4 protein-coding genes and 1 pseudogene are annotated in these 3243 nt (G+C 49.9%); all 5 read left to right on the forward strand.

The features are described from left to right. The first annotated feature begins 557 nt into the window (after positions 1-557). On the forward strand, positions 558-1283 hold the full coding sequence (locus PsW74_RS18850; protein WP_153042445.1) for a conjugal transfer protein TraL: 726 nt from the start codon (positions 558-560) through the stop codon (positions 1281-1283). A gap of 18 nt (positions 1284-1301) precedes the next feature. Further along, entirely contained in the window at positions 1302-1826 is a 525-nt protein-coding gene (locus tag PsW74_RS18855; protein WP_063289866.1) for a hypothetical protein, read from the forward strand. A 7-nt stretch (positions 1827-1833) separates the two neighbouring features. Next, positions 1834-2151, forward strand: a complete 318-nt coding sequence (locus PsW74_RS18860; protein WP_063289865.1) for a TrbC/VirB2 family protein — start codon at positions 1834-1836, stop codon at positions 2149-2151. Between the two features lie 10 nt (positions 2152-2161). Then, positions 2162-2485 (forward strand): hypothetical protein, encoded by a 324-nt coding sequence (locus PsW74_RS18865; protein ID WP_063289864.1) that lies wholly within the window; start codon positions 2162-2164, stop codon positions 2483-2485. Then, positions 2482-3243 (forward strand): annotated as a pseudogene (locus PsW74_RS18870) (type IV secretion system protein B4); the annotation flags it as partial. The gene PsW74_RS18865 and the pseudogene PsW74_RS18870, both read left to right, overlap by 4 nt.

Here is a 3243-nt window from a genome sequence, read left to right on the forward strand (position 1 = left end):
ATAACCACCGGGGCCTAGCAAGTACCAAAACAGTCTTGGCACTCGCATAAGGAGAACTACAACTTCTAATTTTAGTCGCAGTCATCTCTCATGTCTCGAATGGCGTGAGACTTAACGCATTTCCGCATGGAATGCGATGAGTCGAACTGTGTCTAAGCCCTTTATCCAAATATTAAACATCAGGGATACCCGCGTGATGCGCGGGTAAACGAGCAATGGCACTTCCGTGGGGAGATGCCCGAACTGAGTTTCAACTTGTGCGTGCGCATGTCGAGGCTGAGATCGGGAGAGGTGTATCTAAACGTAGGATCTTTGAGGCCCTTTCCCAAAAAGGAAAGATCACTATGTCGATACAAACCTTCTATAAATGTGCGGCTAAGGCTTTGAACCCTAGGCCTAATTCGCCTTCAGGAGGTGCCATTGCACCCCCACCCCAAGCAGAGCAGGAGCGGGCGTCTCCAACAAAAGGCCCGCTCCTGACATCGCAACCTGAAGGCAATGGCCGGTTCCAAATGGCCGACGAAATTCCCAACTACGACTAGCTGAATTGAGTAATCATGAAGTACGTAAATATAGTCCTGCAAGGAAAAGGCGGAGCCGGTAAGAGTTTCGTATCGCTTTGTCTTTCAGAGTTCTTAAGACACAAAGAAAGAAAACTGATTGCAATTGATACGGACCCAGTAAATCCCACATTGCATTCTTACAAAGCCCTCAATTGTAACCTTATCCGCATGATGGATAACGGAGAGATCGATCATCGCAGCTTTGATCAGATCGTTGAAGGCATTTTGGAAGCTGAGGACGAAACGCACTTCGTCATCGACACCGGTGCAACCACCTTCTTACCGATGCTCAAGTATCTGGACGAAAACGGTGTGCTGGATCTGCTGCACGAGAGCGAATGTGAAGTTGCCATTCACACGGTTGTCAGTGGGGGAGGGGCGATTGATGCAACAATCTCCTGTGTCGAGAAGATCTTCAAGGTGTTCCCCAAGCAGAAGATTATCATCTGGAAGAATGAATACTCCGGTCTTGCAGCGAAGAACGACAAACCCTTCGAAGAGATGAAGGTCTTCAAGGACAACATTGAACGCATTTACGCAGTGCCTACGCTCAAACAGCGTACTGGAAGCTCTTTCAACTTCGACATTCAGCAAATGATCGAAAAAAGGAAGACCTTCAGCGAAGCAATCAATGACGAGGCCTTCGGGCTTATGTCTCGCCAACGTCTCAAGATGGTTCAAAACGATGTGTTTTCCCAGCTTGAAACCATGAATTTGTAAGCCTGAAGTGAGGATGTGATGACCACTGAAGCTTCAGCTGCAAATGATGACAGCCAGCCAAATTTCGATTTCATGGATGAGAGCGAGCCAGATGCTAAAGATCTGCAGATCTCAACCCTTGAAGACGTTCAGGCACTCATCGCCAAGAAGCATAACGGGCGCAGCGTGGGCTCTGACGATCCGATCTGGTTACTCCATACAATGTTTGGTGTGCTTGTTGAGGATCTGCTGAACCTGCTTGAGGACACCAACTCACAGCAAGGCGAAGAGCGTGAAAAGCTCAAAGCGTTGCTGCCTGAGGTGGCAAAGACGCTTTCTGAAAGCTTGCAGAGTGAGCTTTCCGGTCTGAGCTCAACTCTCGGGCAATTGCGTCAGGACGCAGAAGCCAGCTCCGTTGAAAATCTGCTGAAGCAGCAAGCTCAGTTCTCCTCAGAACTTGGAACCCTCACATCCAAAGTCAGAGGCCTTAAGTGGCCTTTTGTTCTCCTAACCGCTCTCAACTGGTTCGCCGTTGGGGCTTTCTATCTCATCATGATCAAATAGGTTTGTCATGCTTTCATCTCGAAATTCCAAGACGCTCCTCACCCGTGAGGTCAAACTCTTTCTCTTCGCTGTTCTGCTCCTGAATCCAGCCATAGCTTACGCAGGTGCTGAGTGGGCGAGCCCAGTTGTCACAACCTTTGGCTTCCTTGAAAGCGGCATGGTTCAGATCGGTGCTGTCGTCGTCGGACTTGGTGTTGTGGCCTTCGGTGCTTACTCGGCCATGTTTGGCAGCATGCGCTGGGAGAGACTGGTCAACTACGTCATCGCAGCTATCATCATTGTAGCCGCCCCAACGGCTATCCGCGCCCTTGTTAATCTAGCCTAGGGAGAGTGGTATGCGAGTGCAGAACGGCGTTTATCGGCATCTACAATCTCCCTCAACCATCTTTGGCATGCCGCCCTTGTTTGCGGCGTTTGCGTTGGGTGGAGTGTTCTTTGTGGGCGCTATCTTAACCTTGGTGATTGATCCGCCGGTTGTCATGCTGCTCTGCATTTTTGCCATTCCTCCTGCTCTGGTGTTCACGATCACACTTCGGCGTAAGGACGCTCATTGTGAGGCGACACTGCTGCTGCCTCACACCTTCTTCAAAGGCAAGAAAGAGCGCTGCCTTGTGGCTGGCGGCTCTACGGCTAAGGCGAAAAAAGGCAAGGGAAAATGAGCATCATTCTTTCAACTGTTGCAACATTGGGCGTTGCTGGTGGCGCAGCCATGTACGCCAACAAACTGCTGCGGGCCAATGATGGTGGTGAGTTTGAACAAGACTGGCTGGCAGATGAGCTGGACTTTGACCACTTACTGGAAGACCGCTCAACCGTAGTCATGAAGGATGGCACACTGTTTCGTGTGTTTCGTCTGCGCGGCATGTCTTACGACACCATGAACTTTGACGAGCTGTCTTCGCTTGCCAATCAGCGCACCAACATCCTGCATCAAATTGGTGCAACTGGATGTACTTTCCGATTTGTAGCCGTCAAGCGCCTTAAAGATATCTCTTTTGATGCTGAATGGCCGTCACCAGCCTTGCGCGAGATCGGTAACGCGGAAAAGGAACTCTATAAACGGGCCTACTCCATGCACTGGTTTGTGGTGGTGGAGGCCAAGACTTATGAGGGGCTGAGCAAGAACACTAAAACGTTGCTCTCTGGCTTTGAAAAATACCAGATTGAGCCACTTGAAGCAGCAGCAAACCTCACCGACCATTGCGAACTGACCGCGTTTCTGACCTATCTCGTCTGCGGTGAGATGCCGAACAATATTACGCGGGTAAGTCGGTCAATTAACGCAAACCTGCCCGTTTGTGATCTCATTATCAACAAAGACGGGACTGTCTTAACCCAGTCTCCGCTTAAACATTTTCATAAGACAATAGGTGTTCATGAATACCCTGACAGCGTGTCAGGCATGATGATTTCCAAA

This window comes from Pseudovibrio sp. W74 (assembly GCF_001623085.1).
Classification (GTDB): Bacteria; Pseudomonadota; Alphaproteobacteria; order Rhizobiales; family Stappiaceae; genus Pseudovibrio.

Excerpts from the sequence above, each read along its gene's own strand:
- PsW74_RS18860 (WP_063289865.1), top strand. The coding sequence starts at position 1,834 with ATGCTTTCATCTCGAAATTCCAAGACGCTCCTCACCCGTGAGGTCAAA.
- PsW74_RS18865 (WP_063289864.1), top strand. The coding sequence starts at position 2,162 with ATGCGAGTGCAGAACGGCGTTTATCGGCATCTACAATCTCCCTCAACC.
- PsW74_RS18850 (WP_153042445.1), top strand. The coding sequence starts at position 558 with ATGAAGTACGTAAATATAGTCCTGCAAGGAAAAGGCGGAGCCGGTAAG.
- PsW74_RS18855 (WP_063289866.1), top strand. The coding sequence starts at position 1,302 with ATGACCACTGAAGCTTCAGCTGCAAATGATGACAGCCAGCCAAATTTC.